20 protein-coding genes are annotated in these 19,259 nt (G+C 52.3%); 8 read left to right on the top strand and 12 right to left on the bottom strand.

Annotated features, from left to right (window positions below):
* The first annotated feature begins 1 nt into the window (after position 1).
* From Q31b_RS16365 to Q31b_RS16350, 4 genes are all read left to right on the top strand, one after another.
* Complete coding sequence (locus Q31b_RS16365; RefSeq protein WP_146600732.1) at positions 2 to 820, top strand: ThuA domain-containing protein; 819 nt, start codon at positions 2 to 4, stop codon at positions 818 to 820.
* Between the two features lie 133 nt (positions 821 to 953).
* Positions 954 to 2,066: a hypothetical protein gene (locus tag Q31b_RS16360; protein ID WP_146600731.1), complete on the top strand. Its 1,113-nt coding sequence runs from the start codon at positions 954 to 956 to the stop codon at positions 2,064 to 2,066.
* 526 nt (positions 2,067 to 2,592) lie between these two features.
* Entirely contained in the window at positions 2,593 to 4,080 is a 1,488-nt protein-coding gene (locus Q31b_RS16355) for a sulfatase (protein WP_231617626.1), read from the top strand.
* Positions 4,081 to 4,231: 151 nt separating this feature from the next.
* Complete coding sequence (locus tag Q31b_RS16350; protein ID WP_146600730.1) at positions 4,232 to 5,284, top strand: glycoside hydrolase family protein; 1,053 nt, start codon at positions 4,232 to 4,234, stop codon at positions 5,282 to 5,284.
* A gap of 30 nt (positions 5,285 to 5,314) precedes the next feature.
* On the opposite strand, the gene Q31b_RS16345 is transcribed toward Q31b_RS16350, so the two are convergent.
* Complete coding sequence (locus tag Q31b_RS16345; RefSeq protein WP_146600729.1) at positions 5,315 to 6,853, bottom strand: hypothetical protein; 1,539 nt, start codon at positions 6,851 to 6,853, stop codon at positions 5,315 to 5,317.
* On the bottom strand, positions 6,850 to 7,584 hold the full coding sequence (locus Q31b_RS16340) for a hypothetical protein (protein ID WP_146600728.1): 735 nt from the start codon (positions 7,582 to 7,584) through the stop codon (positions 6,850 to 6,852). Before Q31b_RS16340 ends, Q31b_RS16345 begins: the two co-directional genes overlap by 4 nt.
* 198 nt (positions 7,585 to 7,782) lie before the next feature.
* On the opposite strand from Q31b_RS16340, the gene Q31b_RS16335 reads away from it, so the two are divergent.
* Together Q31b_RS16335 and Q31b_RS16330 are read left to right on the top strand one after the other, a co-directional pair.
* Positions 7,783 to 9,183, top strand: a complete 1,401-nt coding sequence (locus tag Q31b_RS16335; protein ID WP_146600727.1) for a sulfatase-like hydrolase/transferase — start codon at positions 7,783 to 7,785, stop codon at positions 9,181 to 9,183.
* A 133-nt stretch (positions 9,184 to 9,316) separates the two neighbouring features.
* Positions 9,317 to 10,783 (top strand): sulfatase family protein, encoded by a 1,467-nt coding sequence (locus tag Q31b_RS16330; protein WP_231617625.1) that lies wholly within the window; start codon positions 9,317 to 9,319, stop codon positions 10,781 to 10,783.
* Here the strand turns inward: Q31b_RS16330 and Q31b_RS16325 are convergent.
* Positions 10,775 to 11,125 carry a hypothetical protein gene (locus Q31b_RS16325; protein ID WP_231617661.1) on the bottom strand — a complete coding sequence of 117 codons (351 nt, stop codon included), beginning with the start codon at positions 11,123 to 11,125 and terminating at the stop codon, positions 10,775 to 10,777. The two genes, Q31b_RS16330 and Q31b_RS16325, sit on opposite strands and share 9 nt — an antisense overlap.
* Positions 11,126 to 11,307: 182 nt before the next feature.
* Here Q31b_RS16325 and Q31b_RS16320 point away from each other — a divergent pair, with 182 nt between their 5' ends.
* Positions 11,308 to 12,456 carry a tyrosine-type recombinase/integrase gene (locus Q31b_RS16320; RefSeq protein ID WP_231617624.1) on the top strand — a complete coding sequence of 383 codons (1,149 nt, stop codon included), beginning with the start codon at positions 11,308 to 11,310 and terminating at the stop codon, positions 12,454 to 12,456.
* A gap of 596 nt (positions 12,457 to 13,052) precedes the next feature.
* Here the strand turns inward: Q31b_RS16320 and Q31b_RS16315 are convergent.
* From Q31b_RS16315 to Q31b_RS29050, 9 genes are all read right to left on the bottom strand, one after another.
* On the bottom strand, positions 13,053 to 14,051 hold the full coding sequence (locus Q31b_RS16315; RefSeq protein ID WP_231617623.1) for a hypothetical protein: 999 nt from the start codon (positions 14,049 to 14,051) through the stop codon (positions 13,053 to 13,055).
* Positions 14,052 to 14,169: 118 nt separating this feature from the next.
* Positions 14,170 to 14,790: a PAS domain-containing protein gene (locus Q31b_RS16310; protein WP_231617622.1), complete on the bottom strand. Its 621-nt coding sequence runs from the start codon at positions 14,788 to 14,790 to the stop codon at positions 14,170 to 14,172.
* The gene (locus Q31b_RS16305) at positions 14,780 to 15,190 is read right to left on the bottom strand and encodes an NAD(P)H-dependent flavin oxidoreductase (RefSeq protein WP_146600723.1); all 411 of its coding nucleotides are present in this window, start codon (positions 15,188 to 15,190) and stop codon (positions 14,780 to 14,782) included. The genes Q31b_RS16310 and Q31b_RS16305 overlap by 11 nt, the downstream gene beginning before the upstream one ends.
* A 392-nt stretch (positions 15,191 to 15,582) precedes the next feature.
* Positions 15,583 to 15,849, bottom strand: a complete 267-nt coding sequence (locus tag Q31b_RS16300) for a hypothetical protein (RefSeq protein WP_146600722.1) — start codon at positions 15,847 to 15,849, stop codon at positions 15,583 to 15,585.
* A 5-nt stretch (positions 15,850 to 15,854) separates the two neighbouring features.
* Positions 15,855 to 16,697 (bottom strand): cbb3-type cytochrome c oxidase subunit I, encoded by an 843-nt coding sequence (locus Q31b_RS16295; RefSeq protein ID WP_146600721.1) that lies wholly within the window; start codon positions 16,695 to 16,697, stop codon positions 15,855 to 15,857.
* 106 nt (positions 16,698 to 16,803) lie between these two features.
* Positions 16,804 to 17,064 (bottom strand): hypothetical protein, encoded by a 261-nt coding sequence (locus Q31b_RS16290; RefSeq protein ID WP_146600720.1) that lies wholly within the window; start codon positions 17,062 to 17,064, stop codon positions 16,804 to 16,806.
* Between the two features lie 9 nt (positions 17,065 to 17,073).
* On the bottom strand, positions 17,074 to 17,421 hold the full coding sequence (locus Q31b_RS16285) for a carboxymuconolactone decarboxylase family protein (protein ID WP_146600719.1): 348 nt from the start codon (positions 17,419 to 17,421) through the stop codon (positions 17,074 to 17,076).
* A gap of 180 nt (positions 17,422 to 17,601) precedes the next feature.
* Positions 17,602 to 18,060 (bottom strand): 4Fe-4S dicluster domain-containing protein, encoded by a 459-nt coding sequence (locus tag Q31b_RS29055; protein WP_231617620.1) that lies wholly within the window; start codon positions 18,058 to 18,060, stop codon positions 17,602 to 17,604.
* A gap of 3 nt (positions 18,061 to 18,063) precedes the next feature.
* Positions 18,064 to 18,438 (bottom strand): 2Fe-2S iron-sulfur cluster-binding protein, encoded by a 375-nt coding sequence (locus Q31b_RS29050; protein WP_231617619.1) that lies wholly within the window; start codon positions 18,436 to 18,438, stop codon positions 18,064 to 18,066.
* Positions 18,439 to 18,658: 220 nt separating this feature from the next.
* Between Q31b_RS29050 and Q31b_RS16275 the strand changes: the two genes are divergently transcribed.
* Positions 18,659 to 18,982: a cupin domain-containing protein gene (locus tag Q31b_RS16275; RefSeq protein ID WP_146600718.1), complete on the top strand. Its 324-nt coding sequence runs from the start codon at positions 18,659 to 18,661 to the stop codon at positions 18,980 to 18,982.
* Positions 18,983 to 19,259: the final 277 nt, after the last annotated feature.

The raw sequence follows: 19,259 nt of genomic DNA, 5'->3' as shown, positions 1-19,259 counted from the left end.
CATTCTTGGCGGTTTTGTTGGCATTCACTGCGCGGGAGCGATTTGGAAAGAGCTTGAGGAATTCCAGCAACGGTACGAGGGCTTGATCCGAACGATGTTGATCGACCATCCCAAGGTCCAGCAAGCCAACTTGAATGTCGAAGGTCGCATCCATGTCGCGACACGATATCTGCCCGAGCAATGGACCGCGACCGACGAATGGCACCGCTTTGGTTCCAATCCCCGAGAAAACGTGCATGTGCTGATTTCAGTTGACGAGGATTCGTACCAGGGTGGACAAGAGATGGGCGGCGACCATCCTTTCACTTGTTGCCAACAATACGACGGTGGCCGATCATTCTTTACGTCGCTCGGTCACACCGAAGCCATCGACGTGAGTCCCCAATTTCGGAAGCCGATCCAAGGAGCGATTGTTTGGGTTGCCCGCGACGAGCGTGGTGACGAGCGTGGTGACGAGCGTGGCGACGAGCGTGGTGACGACCGTGGCGACGATGAAGGCGATTCTAAGACGGAATCAAACCCAGCCGAAATCAGCATCACGAACGGGCTGCTATTGGTTTTGGATGCCGACAAAGGCGTTCAGTTGGAAGAGGGTAGAATGCGAGTCGAATCCTGGCAAAATCAAGTGCCTGGCACCGTGGCCAATCGGTTCGTCAAACGTGATCAAGGTCACAGACAGGCTGGCTCTGGAATGCCCCGTTTGAGAACCGATGTCAAGGCGATTGGCGGACACAATGCGTTGGTGTTCGTACAACAAGAATTGGTCAACATGGATGAGGACGCGTTTGATGAATTAATGACGGGCAAAGGTTACACCTAAATCGCTCCGAAAGGTGGCATTTGCGAATGCCGTCGGCTCACCAATAAGTTTTGGTTTTCTGCGCAGACTCGCAGCGCCGCGGGCTCTATGGTGAGGTAGACCCCATTTCAAGTGCTCTATCTCAGGCAAAACCATGAAGACAAAAAAACATCGCGGCTCATTCATGCTTCGGGCCATGGTTTTTGGATTTAGTATCGCGGTCGGGCTGCTCGCCTTCTGGTTGCTGGGCTACATCATCCAAGACATCGATCGTGTGAAGGGGCCCGACTACAGCCAAATGCTCGAGGTGGGACTTCCTCAATCACTGCAGAACGAGCGGCGATCACTCGCCGCTGAGTTGGTTGATCGAAAGCAGCAGATCGAATCAACGGAGCAACGACGTCGATTGACCGCGCAAACCACCAGTGACTCACAGCAAACCATCAACCAACTTCTCGAGCTCAAACGCAACGCCGACCAAAATGAAACGTCGCTGAGCGAAGGCCAACAGCAAGCGTTAACGGATAGCTTGCAGCTGTTTCTTAGCAATCAGAACCAGACGCAGACTCTCAACGCCGAACTGTCGAATCTGAACGACGACTTAAACGACGTCAAAGAAAAGCAACGTCAGAATGCGGCAGCCATCACCCTTGCCAGCCAACCGATCAACGACGAATATAAGAAATTGCATGAGCAGCACCAATGGAAATTGGCCGCGTACAAGCTAGGGATGTTGATCCCAATGCTGCTTGTTTGTGGATTGCTTTTTCTGCGACAGGCGGGCGGCACGTATGCGATGTTGGTGTACGCGATCAGCGGCGCGGTTGCTTTGCGTGTCCTGCTCGTGATGCACGATCACTTCCCGGCGATCTATTTCAAATACATTTTGATCGGGCTTTCGCTTTCGATTGCGACGGGCGTCTTGGTGCGGTTACTGCGTCTGGTGGCAAAGCCGAGTCGGGACTGGTTGCTGCGCCAGTACCGTGAAGCGTATGCCAACTTCTTCTGTCCAATATGCGACTTTCCGATCCAGCGAGGGCCACTAAAATATGCTGCTTGGACACGACGAAGTTTGAAGAAACACACGCCCGTCCCGATCAACGGATCGACAGCAGCTCCGGACCAACCCTACACCTGTCCGTGCTGTGAAACCCCTCTGTTTCAGACATGTGAAAAATGCGGAGGCGTCCGGCACTCGCTCTTGCCCGCATGCGAAAAGTGCGGTGATGTGCGGGGAAACAGCGTCCAGGCATCGGCCAGCGAGTGAGCACGAATGGCTAATGGTGCGTCAAGGTCTCGTTTTAGGGTAGTGGACGAGGTAACGAGTCCTTTTGGACCGCTGTGCAGTAAGGGACTCGTAACCTCGTCCATTACGACCAACCCTAATTCTTGATATTGATGCAGCCCTAATGCTTTGCCACAACGGAGAATGAGGGCAAGAATCCGCGGATGTGGCTTCCAGCCCCAGTCACTATTCTGTCAAGCCTAACATCAAGCGGTGGCAAAGCAATAGAGTCGATGGCTTGATCGAGGACGCGGTAGATCGAATCTTTCTGAACAACACGCTGGGGGCGAGAAGGTCGCTAAATTCGAACAACCTGCCAACCCCATAGGAGTCCTAACACCCTCTATTTTTCAGCAGGGGCTCGACGTAGAAACCGGTTTGGGTGATCATAGAATGTGAATCCCCCCGGGAGGCAACTTACTCAAGAAATAGTACTGCTGTGATAACGTCCACGATTCGAAAAAATGTAGTTTCGTTAACCACGATGGGTGGTTATTACCGACTGGCGATGGCATCTACCGTATTCGTATCGTTGGTAATTTCAACAGGCATTGCTCTTTTTGCTGCGGAGCCGAAGCCGAATATCGTTTTCATTATGGCAGATGATTTGGGATGGCAGGATGTCGGATTCATGGGGAGTCGCTACTTTGAGACACCCCATTTGGATGCGCTCGCAGCAGAAAGCCTGGTTCTCGAGAACGCTTTCATGTATCCCACTTGTTCGCCATCGCGAGCCGCATTGTTGACCGGTCAGCAATCGTTCCGCACCGGATGTTACACGGTCCCCGTGCTGGAAAAGGGCAACCGTAACGACAATATCTTTTCCCGATGGACGGTGGGCGAAGAGCATTCGGTGTACGCCAAACCGTTGAGCGCAGCGGGCTACAAGTTGATCCATCTTGGTAAGTGGCACATCGTTGGTCCGTACCCCGAAAACGAAACAGAGTTCCCATTTGATAGAAAGCTAGGGCAACCAAACAACGGCGACCTAAGCTGGCTTTCCAAACATCAATCACCTGAAATTCAAAAGTACTATCCCTTGGGACGCGGCTTCGATGAGAATGTGGGTGGCACTTGGTGGGGTGATCCAGCACGTGGCTTTAGCAAGGGCTATCAATCGCCGGGCGGTGGTTATGTTGCCCCCTTCAAGAACCCATTTATTTCCGACAAGCCGGATGATGAGTGGCTGACCGATCGGCTGACGGATGAAGCGATTGATTTTATTGAGCGTCATCAGGATCAGCCATTTTTTGTGAACCTGCATTTTTACGCGCCCCACAAGCCATCCGTTGCCCGAAACGAGACGCTGCTACAGCATTTCATGAACAAGCCCGCTGATCCGCAGACCGGGCAAGGCCAAAGCAATCGCAAGCAGATTGCCGCTTATGCGACCATGGTCAGATCGATTGACGACAACGTGAAACGCATTACCGACTATCTTGACCAATCGGGGTTGCGTGAGCACACCGTGATCATTTTCACCTCCGACAATGGATTCAATGGTTTGCAAAGCGCAAACAACAATCTGCGTGGCGCGAAAGGGTACGTTTACGATGGTGGTCTACGCGTGCCGGCGTTAATCAATTGGTCAAAACAGATCACCCCCGGAAACTCCGCCGAACCGGTGCAGGGACTCGACTACTTCCCTACGTTCCTCGAACTGGCCGGGGTCAGGGATTATCAAGGTATACTCGATGGCACCAGTTTGGTCCCTCTGATGCAGGGTAGAGCGATCGGAGACCGCGCATTGTTCTGGCACATTGCAAGCACCTACAAGAACCCACCATGTTCGATTATCCGCAAGGGAGAATGGAAGTTGATCCAATATCTCAAGACGGGAGAGGTCGAACTCTACAACACCAACGAAGACTTGAACGAGAGTCATAATGTCGCCAAGGACCAGCCCGAAATCGCCGAAGCAATGTTGAAGGAATTGATTGCTTGGCGTCAAGCAAATGCGGTCCCTCTGCCGCCCAGTTCCGTGTTGAAGCACTAGTGGTTTAACGTGGATGAAAGATACGTCTGAAAGATACGTCTGGCGGTAGTGGATGTTGTTAAAGATCCTTGTGCGTTGGGATCTTTGACAAGATCCACTACCTAAGTTTCAATGCTGACAAGCACGATTCCCATCGAGAATACGAGAGAACATGAAGAATTCCGTCCTTCCACTTATTGGTTTATCGATCGTCTGTACATTAGCTTCCGCGGACGATTCGAGCGAACGTTTGAGTCCCGATCGCGCGTGGGCAGATCGTCTGGAGTATGTCGGTGTAGCGGTGCAAGAGCCTGGCTATCACGTTTGGGGATCGTCTCCCGTCATCGGTCCGGAAGGAAAAACGCACCTATTCGTCTCCCGTTGGCCGTTGGAGAAGAAGTTTGGTGGTTGGCTTACCGATTGTGAGATCGCCCGCTACATCAGCGAGTCGCCGGAGGGGCCGTTTGTTTTTCAGGAAGTGGTGCGAAAGGGATCGGGTTTGGAAACCTGGGATCGACAATCGCCGCACAATCCGAACGTGCAGAAAGTGGGGGACCAGTATGTTCTGTTGCATATTGCCAATGCTGGGGGAACAAAGAAAGAGTGTGTTGCCTCTCAGCGAATCGGCATGATGATTGCAGACCATCCCGCTGGACCTTGGAAGAAAGCGGGCAACGATGGGCTCATCCTTGCCCCACCAGAAGATCCTTCGGTGTGGAGTTATGATTCCGTCGTCGGGGTGAACAACCCCGCACTGATGGTTCATCCGAATGGACGATTCTACCTCTACTACAAAGCGATGCGAAAGGGGGATGTACGGCGGATGGGTGTCGCGGTTGCCGACCAAGTCGAAGGTCCTTACGTTTTCCACAAGGACTTCCTGACCAGCAATGACACGGAGATTGAGGATGAATATGCCTTCGTCGAGAACGGGAAAATCTATCTTGTTACGACGCATAATAAAGCCGGAGCGGGATACCTTTGGGAATCCGAGGACGGTCTCCACTTCAAGCAGCCGATCACGGGTTTCGACACTGTGGATCGCTATCTGAATTCAGAGATAATAAGCCGTGCGAAGGTGCTTCGCGGCAAGAAATTTGAACGCCCGCAGGTACTGATGCAGGCGGGCAAGCCGACACATCTGTATGTCGCGTCGGGAGCCAACTTCATCGGCGGTGATGGGTCTCATTCTTGCGTACTGCGAATCCATCCGTCGAACCAGTAATACGCATCAGCACGTAGCGAACGGGCGCATCTACTCTTTCAATTCGGCCCGTAGCCAGATCCAATCCCGTTCGGTTGCATCGAGGTCAATCTGAATTTCAGTGAAGACCGCACCTCCTGGGAAGCCGGTGTCTGTAAGGGTCGGGTGTTGATCGGCGATTTTAGCGGCCAGAGTCGGTTTCAAGCTGGCAGGAATCTCCATGACCAGCGTCAGCGGAAGACCTTGGTAAAGAGCCATGCCTACGTATTGTTTTTGCTCTTGCATGAGGATTTGCAGTGGCAGCTTTTCGTTGGATTGCCACGCGATCCGAGTGTCTTCTGCCACGTCGTCTCCAAGGTCGATTGGGACCGTCGAGACCGCTGGGTTTGTTGAATCTTTATCGAAGACGCTGGCAGCGTTGATTGCATGATCAGGGTCGATCCACTGGCGGTCACCAATTTGGAGTTCTCGCCACAGATGGTGACTTCCGTCAAGGATACGAAGTCGCCATCGGCTGATTCGGTCGTTCGCCGCCGTGTCGGCGATTCGCAACCCAACCTCATCGGGCCTGTCCACATCCCATTTCATCTCGACAACCGGCGGGAGGGTATTTTGCAAATTTGAAACGCCTTTCAAATTCGCGATGAACGTCGTTTGTTCGGAATCATTGTGCCGATTTCGTGCTTCATTGCTAACCGCATCGTTTTGAAGTTGCCACGAGGGGAACGATTTGTCCGGATACGAGAGAGAGGCTCCGTCGTGTCCGAAAAACTCTGCGGAAATCTGTACAACTGGATCGCGGGTTCCATATTTCGGTCGCGTGAACGTCCATTGGTTTTCTGGAGGAGCAGACGTTTTATACCGCAGACCATCACGCAGCCCAATGTCACGATACATTGAGTCATAGGAAGGTTCCATGAATGGCGAAGCAGGTTGATAAGTCTGGTCTCTTTGGTCGATCCAAAGCCGATAACCTTTCTGCGTCACATAGCTGTCACTTTGAGGATTGAAATAATAGCGACTGCCAAAGTCGTACCTTGGTGTATAGTTTTTTGCGGAAAGTTGAAGCGGATCTGGTGAAAACTTCGCCCCACGCGGCCAAGTCAGGCCGCTAGCCACCGACCAACCACCCGGTATCCAATCGCGGCCCATCGTTTTTTCGATCGCTTGTTCGCCATCGATGTAAACAAGATAGCGAAAGTCTTGGTCAGGATTATCGCCTGAATAAAGCGTCACCCGGTGTCGTCCGGGGGGAATACGCACGCTACCGACAATCGGCGGAATCTGTCTATCGAACATGTTTCCCATCCCCAGCCGTAGCTCGTAGTCTTGCCCGCTGGGGACATTGACTTGCCACGAGGTATATTCGTAAGCCACCCTTGGCATCGCCGTCGAAGCCAATTCGTCCTCGTCTGCGATCAGCAGTTGACCTGATAACGACAGCAGTTCGTCGCGCTGTTGATGCAACGAATCGTTCTTGCGATAGGCCAGACCAACAGCCGTTCCAATTGCGATCAAGGCGGTTAAAACCAGCAGATGTCGCAGTGAGAATTTCATCCCCTTGGCGCGACGCGGTTTGGACGGTTTCACGAGCCCGCCTCCGTTGCAACCATACTGGGGTCAAACTCCGTGGGCGTCTCGCCTTTCCGTAACTGGTGTAATTCCGATTCGCGTGATTTCGGGCACAGCAAGATCAGACCACCTGGGTAAGTTGTGAGTGTCTCGCCATCGACTTCCACCGTCTCGGAGCCACTCGGATCGTAAATCTTCAGCACTGGCAGTATCGTATCCTGATTGAATGAACGCGGTCCCTGATCACTGCTGACCAGCTTCTGGACGACCAACGTATTGTCCAAGCGACCAGGGTCGAAGCGATTCCAAGAGCTGGTGCCCGAGGACCCGCCGAATGAATAGAACGCCTCGAATCGACCGTCCTTTCTTCGGGTGCACAATGTCAACAAACTGTGAATCGCTTTGGGGGCCGGCATACTCCAACTCGTACTGAAGCCGCCACTCGAATAGATACCTTCTTTCGCGACTCGCCCCCCCCCACTCGTTCGCATGAAGCTGTAGCCTGGCGGCAGGTAACAACGAAATTGCCAAACTCGCTCCACATGCGATGCGATTTCGGGTGGAACGTCAGGCGTTTCGATTTCCACCATATAGACTCGGTCGGAATCCTCGATCGACATCCCCCCCAACTCGGCTTCCAACTGATCAATCTGCTCGACAAGGCGACCATTTTCAAACGATAACCGAACCAGACCCACGCACCCGGCGAGAAAAAACAGTATTGGGAACAGTCGGATCGCGTATTTCATAGATAACAATAATAGACGAGCTGATAACGGATGTGGGTGATGGACGGTTATTAGTCATCTAAACAGACTACAGACAAATTGGTTCTATCGCATTATGATGGAAGGCTCAAGTGTTATAGGGTTTGCTAGAGTTCCGAAACAGCTGGATTTCCGGCGAATGCCGCTACTGGAATGGTGAAAAGAAATAGAGAGTCATAAATGAGTAACTTTGGTCCGAGTCGCATAGTGGTGCTGTTGGCACTGCTAGTCAGTTTTTCCGATGATGCGAGGTCAGAGTCTTCACCTGAAACGAGTTCGACGAAACCAAATATCGTTGTCTTTGTGGCGGACGATATGGGCTGGGGCGATTCGGCGACCTACGGTAATGAACGGATCCAAACGCCGAACATGGATAAGCTTGCATCGCAGGGTGTGAAGTTTACCCAGTGCTATTCGGCATGCGGTGTTTGCTCCCCATCTCGCTCCGCCATCCTCACGGGACGGACCCCGTTCCGAAACGGCGTTTGGCGACATCTATCGGGCAACCACCCAGCTCATCTAAGGGCCAGCGAGATCACCTATCCAGAGCTATTGAAAGAAGTTGGTTACGAGACGTGTCATGTCGGCAAGTGGCATCTCCTTTCGAAGCAGCAATTCAATGAGCCGGAGTTTCCTCAACCGGGAGACCATGGTTATGACTACTGGATGTATACCCAAAACAATGCCATTCCCAGCCATAAGAACCCAGACAATTTTATACGCAACGGTGAACCGGTCGGCGAGCTCGAGGGCTATTCAGCGCTGTTGGTCGCCGCAGAAGCGACTCATTGGCTGAAGGACATTCACGACTCGTCAAAACCATTCGCATTATCGGTTTGGGTGCATGAACCGCACAAGCCGATCGCCACGGATTCACGTTTCCAGTCCCTTTATGAGGGGCATCCCAACAGCAAGTATATGGGCAACATCACTCAGATGGACCATGCCTTGGGGATGGTCATGGATGCACTTGATGAACAGGGAGTCAGCGAGAATACGTTCTTGTTTTTTACATCCGACAATGGGCCCGAGGGTCAGAACGCGAGAACGGGAGGTTCGACGGGTGGTTTGCGAGGCCGAAAGCGCAGCGACCACGAAGGCGGAATCCGAGTCCCTGGGTTAGCCCGCTGGCCGGGACACATTTCTGCTGGCACGACCAGCGATGTGCCAGTCGTCGGATCGGACATTTTTGCCACCGTGTTGGACATCGTCGGCATTCCGCTGCCGACCGACCGTACGATCGACGGCGTCAGTATGGTCCCCGCACTGGCCAACCAACCGCTCCAACGCAAGGTCCCGCTTTTCTGGAGAACCCACGTTTCCCCCCCAGATAATCGGGTCGCGATGCGGATAGGCGATTGGAAAATCGTCGGCAACGAGACACTAACAAAGTTCCAACTCTACGATATCCAAAAGGACTGGAAAGAAGAAAACGACTTGGCCGACAAGATGCCTGAGAAAACCGAAGAGATGAAGAATATCCTTTTTCAAGTTTGGAATGACATCGAAGCCGAAGGGCCTAGCGAGTGGTGGAAGAACGAAAGCCAAAGACCGTCGAAGGGTGGGACACTGAACTATTAAACGGTGGACAATTTTTCTATTGCAGAAGCGGACCTCGTGAAGACTTTCGTTGGTGTCAATGAATCGGGTGAAAGATCTTGACGTGCTACGCAGCAGGCAAGGCGATTAAATGAAATCAAAAACGAGTACAAACATGAAATACAAATCAGTCAGCACCGCAGTTCTATTCCTTTTACTTAGCTTCACCAACATAGCGAACGCCGCCGAGAAGCCAAACATCGTTTTCCTGTTTGCTGATGACCAGAACACATTGTCGGTCGGCTGCTATGGAAACGACGAAGTTCAAACACCCAATATGGACAAACTGGCTCGGGACGGAATCGTCTTTGACCGGCATTACAACACGACCTCAATCTGTATGGCCAGCCGTGCGAATGTCTTTACGGGGATGTACGAATACAAAACCGGAACGAACTTCACCCATGGCGACATGAAACCTGAGGTGTGGCAGAAATCCTACCCGGTACTGATGCGGGGAGCAGGCTACCTGACCGCTTTTGCAGGTAAGTTCGGTATCGTGGTTGAAGGGAAGGGCCTTTGCGAAGAGGACTTTGATATCTGGGGCGGTGGCCCTGGTCAAACCGACTACGAGACGGCGAACAATCGATCGATGGCAAAGTATGCGGAAAAGTACCCGCATTCGACACTCTCCTATGGTGCATTCGGTCAGGATGCCATTCGCGAAGCGGTGAAACAGAACAAACCGTTGTGTCTTTCGATCAGCTTTAAAGCGCCACACAAGCCTGCGACTCCCGATCCACAGTTCAACCATATCTATGCGGGCAAGAAGTTCACGAAACCAGCCAACTTTGGACGCGAGGCGGGCGAACATTTTTCTCTGCAAAGCAAGCAGGGACGTCAGTATCCACGGTTTACCGAATGGAATTATGACACTCAGTACGATGCCGAAATGGCGAAGTATTTCCAACAGGTTTACGCGATCGACGTCGCGGTCGGGATGATCCGCGACGAACTCGAAACACAGGGCATCGCTGATAACACTGTCGTGATCTACACCAGCGATAACGGCTACATCTGCGGAGCTCACGGATACGGATCAAAGGTATTGCCGATGGAGGAATCGTCGCGAGTCCCCTTAATGATCTACGATCCACGTCGTGCTGTCTCGGGCAAACAACTGCGCAGCTCCGCTCTGACGGGCAACATCGATTTTGCGCCTACAATTCTAGAACTGGCCGGATTGCCGATTCCCGGGAATATGGATGGAGTCAGCTTGTTACCGCTGTTGGAGAATCCGAATGCAGATGTTCGTCAACAACTGGCCTTCATGAACTTGTATGGGCCCGAGCCAACGCGATCCTTGACGGTGTTGACGAAGAATCTGAAATATACCTACTGGTGGTTTGCGAATTCCAAAATGAAACCAACCGAAGAGTTGTTTCACTTGACACGGGACCCCATGGAGATGACCAACCTAGCCAATCATCCCGAGGCGGCTCCGATGCTTGAATCGATGCGAAAAACATACGATGAGGAGCTTACCAAATGGAAGGAACAAGCCGTGCCCTACAATGATTACCAGCGGTATGGCACACTCTTCGACCGGACGATTCCTTGGGATCAAAAAGACCTAAAATAGTCTCGCTAGCCCGGATGATTCATGTGATGGCTCGTCATTTGAGGCCGACATATCTTTGCCGGTGGCGTGAGCCACCGAATGGATGAAAACCGAACCACTAGCCCGGAGGGCAACACGAATCGGCTCGGCCTGAGGGGCGATGGTGCAACTGTCCACGGATCGAAGGGGCACACCACCGGCAGCGGATGTTTCCGCCTCCGACCGGTAAGCGATGCCGCTCGGCTGGGTGAACACACGGTGGCTGCCGAAAGATCGTTTAAAACGTATCCCGTCAGCTGCCAGCTTGTCGATGTTCGGCGTCTTCGTTTTGGAGCCACAACAACCCAAGTCGCCGTAGCCCATGTCGTCGACAAGTATCAAAACGATGTTTGGGCGATCGCTTGACTCGGCTTTAAGTGACGGGTGTATAAAGGGTTTGTGCGAAGAGTGCTGTGCAAGCTGAAATGGCGAGTGTAGTTATTCTGTGTAGCAAATGACGTGGGAATTCTCGGTGGCAACCGAGCATTCCAAAAACACGCATCGACTTGGCAAGGAATCGAAAATCACGTCGCCAGCAGCACGGGTCTGCGTGGCACTGGAAACAAACGGACTGCTGGTACTTCACCCCACCCGGAACGAAGAAGAGAGAAGCCCTCTTCGACGAGGATGGCGAACGGATTGGCGGCAAGGACAATAAGGAGGCGGCTCAATTGTCACTGGCTCGGATCAAACTGACCGACGAATTGATGCCAGCGGTGTCATCTTCGTCCAAAGACTGGACCGTCGCTCAGGTTTGCGAAATCTACTTGGCGGATCTGACGAACACGGCGTCACCGGAGTGGGCAACGCTGAGCAAATCTTGGCTGAACGAGTTTTGTGGTTACTGCGGTGCGTTGACCGTTCCGGAACTGAAGAAGAAACATCTTCGGAGTTGGCTTCAGAAGCACAAAACCTGGAACAATAACACTCAAAGGAATGTGATCGCGTGCATCAAGGCGGCTTTCAACTTTTGCTGTAAGTTTGATGATCTCGATGTCAACCCGATCGCAAGCTATCAGAAGCCTGCCGCCACGGCACGAGTGACTTCATTTAGCCCGGATGAAGAAAAGAGGATCTACTCCGCGACAAACGAGGCACATGCCTTGTTTCTCAAGTGCTGTATTCTTACCGGTGCTCGTCCCTACTCCGAAATGGCTATCGTGACTGCTGACCATGTCGTCGAGACGCCTCACGGGTTGTTCTTTATGCTGAAGGCACGCACTGCCGATGGCGGACATGGGCATAAAGCAGCGAAGAAAACGGGAAAGGATCGTCGCATCATGCTTTGTGACGAAATGGAAGAGATCACACGGCGGTTAATGATGACCGCGCCGAAGGGTTCAGGCATCCCATTGTTACGGACGAAGCATGGAAAACAGTGGAAGCGATGCAATGGTGTGCAGCACTTCTGTTTGATCAAAGAAAAGCTCAAACTTCCGGTTGATCGCGTGACCTACACGTGTCGGCATACCTTTGCCAAGCGAACGTTATCGGGTTACTACACCGGGAACCCGGTTTCGATCGAGGTGCTTGCCGGATTGATGGGTAACACGCCGAAGGTTTGTTGGGATCACTACGCTCAGTGGGCTGATGACTACAACGATCCACTTTGGGCTGCTCTCGGAAAGACCAAATCAAAGCGTGCCGCCGCGTAAAACGTCTTCCATCGAATGAAATTGCTCCGAATGCGAGTTAATCCGTCGATCTTAACTCGCAGGAAGCTGAATTCACAGCGTTTTCGCGGCATATAACATGATGGAATCCGTTTAGCATTTGCTAAATTCCAACCGCAATGCGGTGAGTGCAAACGGGTTGGCACGTGCTTAATTGACGGTAAAAACGCGGCATATCACGTACAAGAAGATTATGGCGAGAATGCCAGTTGTTTTGCCATCCAGTATGGCCAGTATTTAGCTTGCTTCACCCATCTGAACGCATCGTTTTTAAGGGAGCGTTTTTCGTTTGATTCGATCAAAAGCAAGTCCATTCACCGCGAGAACAAACGGATACGCATGAAACAATCAATGTTGGTTGAAAAGCCATTTATCAATTGAGTAGTTCGCTGCTGCTCGTGATTGTTCTATCACTTATCTTGCGCAGGTTAGCTGGTCACGCTCCACACATCGCTGCCGATCCCGTAATGCTGAGCGAGAATACCCTACGCCCGAAGTGCCTCGGGCAACAGTGACCCGCTGCCGAACAATTGCGGCCGCGCCGAACAGCGTGTTTGTTCCGGCGTGACGCTTCGAAGTCAATACATACCCATCAGAAATCCGGCCTCCGCTCCTTCGGGCATCTCCGGCATCGAATAAACCTCGTTGTATCCGGTGATGTAGTAAAAGATGTCCTCGTTTTCGACATGCATCCGTCGCAATCCGTCTTGAATAATAACAGCTAACTCATACCCATACGCTGGATCGTAGGATGGAAGCGTCGGGATCGTGGTCGCCACCAGCGGGCCATGGCCATCGCAGTGCTGAAACCCTTCGCCTTCCAGCGTCGTGCGACCTGACGTCGCGCGAATCAAAAAACCTTTAACGCGAGAATCGGCTGCGGCCCAGATAAAATCACCAATCCGCTGGAACCCAAACATCGAATAATACAGATAGAACGGGATCAGTGGTGTTTGCAGGTGCGCATAACTTGTCCCTGCTGCGATGAAACTTGACATCGCACCGGCTTCTGTAATTCCCTCTTGCAATACCTGCCCGTCTTTGGCTTCACGATAGTGCCCAAACGTGCGTGCTTCATCGGGGGTGATCGGCACATTGTATTGGCCGATGTTTTTGTCCTCCAACAACTGAGCCAAAATCCGTTGAGCCAAAATCCGAGCCAAAATCCGTCCGATCATCATTGTCATCGCAGCTTGGCGATCTTTCGTACCTTGCAGCAGGCTGCTGAAACCATCCAAGCCGGGGATCCTCAATCGGGACGAGTTCGTGTTTCGGGCCGGAAGGAAACCGCCCAACTCTTTTCTGTGAGACTTCAAATACGCAATCTCGTCGCTCGTTTCATCGGGACGGCAGAACGCCATTTGTTCAATTTGGTCATCGCTGAGCGGAATATCAAACCGTTTGCCGAATACACATAACTGTTCGGCACTAAGTTCTTGTTGCTGGTGTGAAACGTTGCTTGCCTCGCTGGCTGCACCGAGACCGTAGCCTTTGATTGTCTTGGCTGCGTATCGAAAACCGAGTTGCGGTCTGCTGGCTCGGGCGGTAGAGTTGATACATCTGATGCGTGATGCCACTGATGCGGTTGATCTCTCGATCAATCAATTCAAACTTATCAAAGTGTTTGATGTCGCTGGGTAGATGCCGCTTAATGAGCAGTAGAGCGTTGCGGATACCAGCCAGTGGGTTGTTAATCTAGTGAGCTACGCCAGCGGCCAATTCACTGAGCGCCGCGAGTTGCTCCATTTTGGCGCGATGCTTTTCCAATTCAGCGACGCGAGCGGCGCGTTCTTGGACAAGTTGTTCCAGATGTTCGTTGTGCAATCGAAGTTGTTCGCGAAGTCGACGCTTCTCGGTTATATCACGCATGCTAACTCGAAACCCCAATAGCAGGCCCCCTGCATCGCGAAATGCGATGCCATCACCTAGGCCGCCATTATTTCCTAGCCCACCGTCATCACGCATCGGTTGCCATGAAACCGCCACCCACGGTCTGCTGCCGTCACGGTGCAAGACACGGAACTCAATATTGTTTTCCGTACCGCCAACCGCCGCGTCACGCAGGTGCTCGGCCATGCGATCGCGATCCTCTGGCACGATCAACGGCAGCGGATAGTCCGCCATCCTCAGGCACTCGTTTGGTGAATACCCGGTAAACCGCCGAACCGCCTCGTTGCCCCATAACACTTCGCCGTTGCTTGAATGCCAACTTTCCCAGTCCACCGTGCCTTCGGCAATCGCACGAAAGAACTCCGCAGGGATCGGCTCACCGCGGTTAGGAAGAACATTCTGTTGGGATCGATTTCTAGGTTTCATAGCACCATTTTACTCCCGTCTTGATCACTCGTACGGGTGAGTGCGGAGGCCAGTTGATTGCGAACGCATCGGTGTGAATGGTGTCGGTAGGTTGTGCTTGGACGATTTTCTGTTTGTGTATCTCGTGCGCAAATGATTCTTGCATAGCGACGAAGGCCGTTCCGCAGTGGATGCCTTGTGCGTCCAGTGCCATTGCTGCCACCAAACTTACTCCGCTGGCAAAGCCGCCTGATCCGACAACGGGAATCGAAACGGCCCTGGCCACTTGAGGCAAGAGGACTAGCGACGTAACCGAGTCGTGAATATGGCCGCCCGCTTCGGCGCCTTGTGCAATGATCGCATCAGCTCCGGCGTCTTCGGCTTGGATTGCTTGCTCAACGCTACCGACTTGGTCCGTCAGCGTCTACCAAGATTCCACTGCCGAATGGGACTGATGACGTGGTTGCGATTTTGATTAGGCTGCTCATTGATGTCTTTCCTTTACTCTAATTCAGATAGGGTCCAAGGGCTTCTCCGATGCGAGTTTGATTCCCTAACTGATTTGACTAATTCTGGACTCACACCCGAAGATTCGTTTCCCCAACTCGATCGGATATACGTCAGCACTGCGGCCAGCGAATCATTGTCCAGAAGAGACCACGGAGGCATCGCCCCATTGTACCGCTGCCCAGACACATCGATCGGTCCCGTCAATCCATGCAACACGATTTTCGCCAGAACCTCTTCACGACCACTCACGATGTCGCTGCCCGCCAACGGAGGGAACTGATTCGCAACACCTTGTCCATTGGCTTAATGACACGCGGCGCAATTGGTGTACACACGCTTGCCCATCAATACCGGATCAATTTGTGTGATGCGTTTTTCTGTTGTTAGCGCGGAGGATGACGCATACGCATTGGGGCCTTCGTATCGGTCGACGGCAAAGTCGGCACTGAATCGACCGAGATACCAACCACCCCACATCAGTAGCGAAAACGATGCGAGTATGAGCCAGATGGGGATCGGCTGAGAGCCTTCTCGCGGCTCCGTCTTTTCGCGGTACACCACCGCATGCATCTCTTCTACATCCGGCTCGGTGCCATGTTCTTGTTCGTACGGGTCGATCGATCCGCGATTACGGGGATGAACATCATCAAACTGCCAACGACGCCAACCGTCACCACCCAAACCGGAAGCGGGCCACCGATCAAGTGGTGAGTACCCGCCCAATTGTATAAGATCGCTACTGTCCAAAATCCAAGAATCGAAAAATGGTAACTATGAATCGGGCGGCCAATCACTTTGGGGATAAAGTAGTATGCCGAAGCCAAACCAATCGGGGTCAACCACAGTCCCAGTACATTGTGCGCGAACCACCAATTGGTTGCCACCTTCGCGATGCCTGTCGAAGCGGGTGTTTGAATCAGAATCGTGGCACCGAGATACAGGAACGGGAACCACATGGTTGATCCGAACAAATTCCACAACGAAATATCCAGATGCTTGGTCTTTCGTGCTGCCAACATTTTCCATGCAGCAACGAAGATGACCAGGAATGCCAACGCAATGGGGCCAGCCGCCCAGGCGGGAAATTCCATCCATTCCACGTTGGTGCTGTTTCCCCGCAGTATCTCGAATGTGCCCAGTGCGACGAGCAAATTCCAATAGAGAGCCATCAGGAAGAGGCCTTCACGCCAGGCAAGCTTCGTTTTACAAAGCCGTGCGAACAACCACAGCATGGTGCCAATCCCGCTCATGGATGCCCAGCCATAGATCATCGTATTGAGATGCGCAGGGCGAATTCGTCCGAAGGTCAACCAAGCGGAATCGGAAAGAAATCCAGGAGTATGGAGTTTGATCGAAGCGATTAATGCCAATAACGATCCCAACAACAGCCGAAAAACCGCGCTGCCATACCAGAGCAAGACAACCTGTCAGCAGGACTGATCGATCAGCCAACGCTCACTCGGCGGCACGTCGAAATCCTCAGCCTCGACTTTATCATGCTTTGGTACGATCGCGGATGCTGTTTCACACATTGAATTCTGCCCTTTTGTCTTTTCTCGGCATCACTTGTTTAGCAGCAAGCCGTAGGCGACCATGCTTATTCGTCGCGATTATTGCATGGAAATGCATCCGTACCCTTCCAATCGGCTCGTCCGCATCGAAAATCGACATGACGTCCCCCTCAATGTTGCTGAACTTGCCCGTTTGGATGGCCCAAACCAAAGCAACGAATGAGCTAATCCCTAACGCACTCATGAAAATCCAAATCGCAAAGATGAGAGACACGCTTCTCCCCTATCCATTATTCGTTTCTTGATGCTTCGACAATGTCTCAAGTGTGATGGCCGAGTGTGCATAGGCAGCACCGGCTCGCATTTCAGCAGCTACCCAGATCGCTTCCATGATCTCTTCGGCGGTCGCTCCTTTCTTGAGTGCTCCGTCGGCGTGTCCCTTGATGCAGTAGGGACACTGAGTCACATGCGCGACCGCGACGGCGATCAACTGTTTCGTCTTTTCAGATAACGCTCCTTCGGCAAAGACAGCACGACTAAACGCTTTGAAGGCTTCGGCCGCGTCGGGTGTGAGGCGTTGTCGCTCCTGGCCATGCTTTGCAGTGGATTGCGGATACAGTGATTCAGACATTAGAAATTTCCTTTGTGTTATAGGTGGTCGTGACTGCGGCTTCTAGCCGCAGAGTGAAATAACTCGTTTAACGCCAAGCCGATAGACGACCGCGTTTTCCGCCACGCCGACGCCTGTCGGCTAATCGTTAAACAAAGTAACTCTCGATCTGGTGTCGGGCTGCTGGAAGCCACAGTCACGTTATGATGTTCCTTCGAAGAACTTTTTGATCACATGGATCGTCGCGGCGCGACCGGCACGGCCCCAGGAATGCATCAAGGGAATCTCCTTGGGGCAAACTGCTTGGCAATTGCCTGCTTTACCACAGTTCTGAATTCCACCCGGTGCAATCCGTTTTTCAATGCGTTCCTCTTCCGTCATCTTTCCGGTTGGGTGCGAATTCATCAGCACGACTTGGCTCATAGCCGCCGCTCCAATGAAGCTCCGGTCCAACACGTTGTCACGATGTGTTTGGTATTCTTCGTCGGTTTCATTCTCGCTGCGATCAACCGTTACCTTGATGTATTGTGGACATGCTTCTAGACAACAACCGCAACTCATACACTGGCTAAGCGGATAGCCTTTCTGTTGCTCCTTCGGTGCTTGCAACGGACCGCGTCCCAGGTCTCCGTAGGTGTCCACCGGAATCCAACACTCCAATTTCTATAGTGCTCGGAACAATCGATGTCGATCCACAAACAGATCGCGGACGACCGAGAATTTGCTCATCGGACGAAGTTCGATCGCGTCATGCCGATCATCCAACAACGAATCGACAAGTGCCGAGCACGCTTGCCGGACACAACCGTCAATCAACATCGTGCAAGAACCGCAAACCTCTTCAAGACAGCCAACGTCGTAGGCAAGCGGTGTCGTCCGTTCTCCTTCAGCAGTCGTCGGATTCATCGCGATTCGTTGTAGGACCGTCGTCACGTTGAGTCCTGGTTCATAGTCCAGCCGAAAGGTGTGCCAATAACTCGGACGACTGGGATGATCCTGACGCAAAATCTGCACTTCGAAAGCAGTGGGACGTGACACAGTTGACAAAGTTGATTTGTTCATCGAGAAGTCCTGAAGATTGAATCTCAAGCGAAAACAACAAAGCCCGCCGTCCGGTTCTGCACGCCTACATGTAGAATAGGCATGTATCAATGGAAAGGCAAGTGGCTGTGGCTTCTAGCCGCAGTTCGTCGTTGGATTGACTGCGGCTGGAAGCCACAGCCACGCCAAAAATCACCCTCTCAAATAGGTAAACGAAATGGCGATTCATCATGCCCAGGCTGGCGAGATTGTTGATGTCCGTCCTCTCGCGGATGCGTTAGCTCAAACGAAGACGACAACGCTCGTGAAGACCGAGCATCTCGAAGTGCTTCGTTTAGTAATGCCAGCCGCTAAAGAAATTGCGGAACACAAAGCGAAGGGCGATGTCACGATCCAGTGTCTTGAAGGACGCGTGACGTTTGATGTGGGCGGTAAATCGATCGACGTCACGCAGGGTGACCTATTTTATCTACCCGCCAAAGAGCCACACAGTGTGCGTTTCGTCGAGGATTCGTCATTATTAGTCACGTTTTCGCTGTAGTCGTGGCTGGAGCTTCTAGGCCCAGATTGAGTCCATACGCGAGTATCAGCGTATGATTGAAAAAGTTAAAATAACGACTGCAAAATGCAAATTGTTTTAGTGCTTGGCATGATTCGTTTAACGCCAAGCCGACAGGCGACCGAGTTATGCGGGTGATGCACACGACGCAATCGCTAGTTAAAAGATGGTGAAAAATGTGTGGTAACAAAGAGCCAATCGCGAAATACGTATAGCAGATTGGTTCCATTTTTCACCATGCATTCGACGTTTATCTGCG

It is taken from the genome of Novipirellula aureliae, from assembly GCF_007860185.1.
GTDB lineage: Bacteria > Planctomycetota > Planctomycetia > Pirellulales > Pirellulaceae > Novipirellula_A > Novipirellula_A aureliae.
The sequence above is the reverse complement of the archived record's forward strand: the minus strand, read 5'-3'. Positions and strand labels throughout refer to the sequence as shown.

What these genes read in the sequence shown, in the direction of transcription:
- Q31b_RS16285 (WP_146600719.1), bottom strand. Translation starts at nt 17,421, where the DNA reads ATGTCTGAATCACTGTATCCGCAATCCACTGCAAAGCATGGCCAGGAG.
- Q31b_RS16340 (WP_146600728.1), bottom strand. Translation starts at nt 7,584, where the DNA reads ATGAAATACGCGATCCGACTGTTCCCAATACTGTTTTTTCTCGCCGGG.
- Q31b_RS16310 (WP_231617622.1), bottom strand. Translation starts at nt 14,790, where the DNA reads ATGAAACCTAGAAATCGATCCCAACAGAATGTTCTTCCTAACCGCGGT.
- Q31b_RS16325 (WP_231617661.1), bottom strand. Translation starts at nt 11,125, where the DNA reads ATGGGCTACGGCGACTTGGGTTGTTGTGGCTCCAAAACGAAGACGCCG.
- Q31b_RS16360 (WP_146600731.1), top strand. Translation starts at nt 954, where the DNA reads ATGAAGACAAAAAAACATCGCGGCTCATTCATGCTTCGGGCCATGGTT.
- Q31b_RS16275 (WP_146600718.1), top strand. Translation starts at nt 18,659, where the DNA reads ATGGCGATTCATCATGCCCAGGCTGGCGAGATTGTTGATGTCCGTCCT.
- Q31b_RS16335 (WP_146600727.1), top strand. Translation starts at nt 7,783, where the DNA reads ATGAGTAACTTTGGTCCGAGTCGCATAGTGGTGCTGTTGGCACTGCTA.
- Q31b_RS16355 (WP_231617626.1), top strand. Translation starts at nt 2,593, where the DNA reads ATGGCATCTACCGTATTCGTATCGTTGGTAATTTCAACAGGCATTGCT.
- Q31b_RS16350 (WP_146600730.1), top strand. Translation starts at nt 4,232, where the DNA reads ATGAAGAATTCCGTCCTTCCACTTATTGGTTTATCGATCGTCTGTACA.
- Q31b_RS16330 (WP_231617625.1), top strand. Translation starts at nt 9,317, where the DNA reads ATGAAATACAAATCAGTCAGCACCGCAGTTCTATTCCTTTTACTTAGC.
- Q31b_RS16300 (WP_146600722.1), bottom strand. Translation starts at nt 15,849, where the DNA reads ATGCATGCGGTGGTGTACCGCGAAAAGACGGAGCCGCGAGAAGGCTCT.